Source organism: Alteromonas sp. CNT1-28 (assembly GCF_022348345.1).
GTDB classification, from domain to species: domain Bacteria; phylum Pseudomonadota; class Gammaproteobacteria; order Enterobacterales; family Alteromonadaceae; genus Alteromonas; species Alteromonas macleodii.
In genome coordinates, this window is the sequence record NZ_JAKREZ010000084.1 from 1 (window position 1) to 3,145 (window position 3,145).

Genomic DNA, 3,145 nt, shown 5'->3' on the forward strand with positions numbered 1-3,145 from the left:
TTATTTGTTTTGACTCAATCAGTGGCGGCGCTCTGCAAGAATTAGCGGTAATTGGTGAATCTTGCTTATCCAAATGCCAGAGTATCTTTTGGATGACGGCAGGCTCTGTAATGCATGCGATGATTTTGACATTCGCCTTTGTGCAAGCTTCGCAAATGGTAATGTCAATGTTGAATACACGTTTTAACCTCTGTGCCCATGACATGCTGCGCGCCTGGTAGGGCTTATCTGAATCTTTCAGATGCTCTGCTAAACGAGGGCTGTTCTTGCCGCGTTGTGAAGCAGTTACTTCTGCTCGTACATTGGCATTTGGCGCAAACACGCCATAAAACCGCGTCAGATTCAGTCTAGGCGGTGGTACCAAGGCAGCTAGCTTACTAATGAAGTCAATCGGCGAGAAGAATACGTGAGTCGTACCATTGCTGTAGGGTGTCTTGAGTTCGTATCTGACATTACCTGTCGTTGTGAGGCTTAAGCGTTTTTCGCTTATTGCAGGTCTTGCGATGTAACGACACAATCTTTCTAGTTTTTCTGGTTGATCTGCATCTGCGAAGACCCCTGCATGTAGGCTAAATCCAGCTATCTTTGCGAGTTGTCCTAAGTGATCAGGATCTTTTGCTGGCATGGTTTGCAAAGTAAACACTTTTTTACCAGTATCTGCACCAACTGCGATCCGGTAGCTGACCGAAGCAGCTTGCAGTGGTAACAAGCTGTCTTCATCGTTAATTGGCAAGTCCAGATAGGTATTGTCAATGTCGCGTTGAATTAGCCCTGCTTTTTCGAGATATTGTGCGATGCGCTGGCTGATGGTGTTTACCAACGCCTCCATATTGGAATGACTCGGCGCTTTGACTCGCTTAAATGTCATTTGTCCATGCTCTTGTGTGATGACACCTTCAAGGAACAGCATATGGAAATGTATATTTAAGTTAAGCGCACTACCAAAACGCTGAATGTAGGTGACTGCCCCTGTCTTAGCCTGCTTCTTCAAGTAGCCTGAACGATGGATGATGTCTGTGGAAATTGCGCGGTGAACGATTTGCAGGACGTTGCTGAGTTCTTTGGGGTATCTGGCGAGTAATAACCTTAGGGGAATAGGTAAGCTTAACACCCATTGCCTAACAGGGTAACCCTGCAATACATCATCAACCAGTAGTTTCGCACTCTCAGCCATCCTTCGAGCTCCGCAACTCGGGCAGAAACCTCTTCGCTTGCAACTGAAAGCTACAAGCTTCTCATGTTTGCAGTCATCACAGACTATGCGCAGAAATCCATGCTCAAGTCGACCACACTTAAGAAACTCTTCAAACTCTTTGATCACATGGTATGGTAATGCCTTTCCCTGAGATTGCATCATCTCGGCGAAGGCAGGGTAATGTTTCTCAACAAGTTGATAGAGCAATGTTTGCTCTGGACGATGGCGTTGATAGGTGTATTGCTCTGCAGCTAACATCAGCATCCTTGCTAATGTAAAAGTCTATAGTGTACCTTGTTGGGCTGGTAAGTAAACTGACCAGAGTGACAGAAATTGGCAGTGGTTCGTGGTTATCTGAACGACCGGTATACGATCAGATAGCTAGTCTACAACGGAGGCTCCTCTAACGTCTCTGTGCTGGTGTTTCATAGTCTAGCGTCTTTCTGGGTCTTTCGTTAAGTTGTCTTGCGACGCTACTGAGCTTTTGCTGACTATGTACTGACAAGTCAGTGCTTTTGGGGAAATATTGTCTAAGTAGCCTATTAGTGTTTTCATTTGAACCCCGTTGCCACGGAGAGTGAGGATCACACAGATACACTTTGATGTCAGTCGCCAGTGTAAACTGTTTGTGGTCTTTGATTTCCCGACCTCTATCCCACGTGAGTGATTTATACAATTCGCTTGGTAGCTTTTGGGCTTGTTTAATTAGCGCAGCAATAACAGTAGATGACTTACTATCTTCCACTTTGGCTAGCATTACATAACGAGAGTGGCGTTCAACGAGCGTTGCAATATAGCTATTCTTTGAACCACATATTAAGTCTCCTTCCCAATGCCCAGGCACAGCTCTATCTTCAACGGAAGCTGGGCGCTCGCTGATTGACAAGGCATCTGGAATTTGGCCTAAGCCTCTGCCTTTTAGCGTTGACGTGCGAGACTTTCGGACGGCTCTCTTCGTTCTCAAGCATCGTTGCAACTCTTTCTTCAACGCCCCTCGCGTCTGAATGAAGAGTGTTTTATAGATGGTTTCGTGAGACACGTACATTTCCTGATTATCGGGATATTGTCGCTTTAACCAACCCGCAATTTGTTGTGGTGACCATGCTCTTTTAAGCTTAACAGCTATAAGTTTACACAACTCTGGGGATCCGATTAACTTACATGGCTTAGGCCTTAATGCTTCGTCCAATGCTCGTTGCTCTGCTTTTACGGCACGGTAGTGCTTCAACCCACCATTTCTTTTTATCTCACGACTTATTGTAGATGGCGCTCTAGACAAACGTCTGGCAATTTCTCGAATAGATTGTTTACTGACTAAGCATCGTGATATCTCTTCTCTTTCATCAAGCGAGAGGGACTGTGGATGTCTTTTTCGTTCTGGTGGCCGGTACCCACCCGTTTGATAGATGGTTGGCATAATAGAAGAGTGAAAGCGGTCAAACATTCTAGCGATGTCATGTAGCGAATCACCTTGCTTATATCTGTCCCAAATTAGCGCTTTTTGCTCAGGTGAGTAATAAATACGTTTTCTTTGTTTCATAGCAACGTTCCTCCTCAAGTAAGGATAGCGTTGCATTCACCAGTTGAACTCAAGGCTCTTTTCGGACATTAACTTGTTGCGGACTGTCACGTTTGATTGAACTCAAAATCCGAAACTGTCATATGGAGTACACCAGGACGTATAATACTGAGAACTATGAAACTTAAAATCATCATCTGACGATGAAATCAGGTCAGCCTCTACCTCACCGAAAAAGGCAACCCGCTCAGTGATATCCTCGCCGGAGGTCGATGTAGCTATTGATTCAGCCAACGTAAGGTAATCTTGATAATGGCGTGCTTCTGAGCGCAACAACGACACATAAAAATCATTTAAACGCTTATCAACATGGGGTGCCAATACCGCAAAGCGCTCACACGAACGCGCTTCTATATAAGCCCCACATATCA

The 3,145-nt window shown here is 45.1% G+C and carries 3 protein-coding genes; all 3 read right to left on the minus strand.

Going from position 1 to position 3,145, the window contains the following annotated elements:
• On the minus strand, nucleotides 1–1,453 hold a 1,453-nt coding region (locus MHN02_RS21370; RefSeq protein ID WP_239247956.1), incomplete at its 3' end, for an IS91 family transposase.
• Nucleotides 1,454–1,598: 145 nt separating this feature from the next.
• Complete coding sequence (locus MHN02_RS21375) at nucleotides 1,599–2,735, minus strand: IS30 family transposase (protein ID WP_239247957.1); 1,137 nt, start codon at nucleotides 2,733–2,735, stop codon at nucleotides 1,599–1,601.
• A 102-nt stretch (nucleotides 2,736–2,837) separates the two neighbouring features.
• Nucleotides 2,838–3,145: tRNA isopentenyl-2-thiomethyl-A-37 hydroxylase MiaE (miaE, locus tag MHN02_RS21380; RefSeq protein ID WP_239247959.1), on the minus strand; the 308-nt coding region annotated here is incomplete at its 5' end.

Excerpts from the sequence above, each read along its gene's own strand:
- MHN02_RS21375 (WP_239247957.1), bottom strand. The coding sequence starts at position 2,735 with ATGAAACAAAGAAAACGTATTTATTACTCACCTGAGCAAAAAGCGCTA.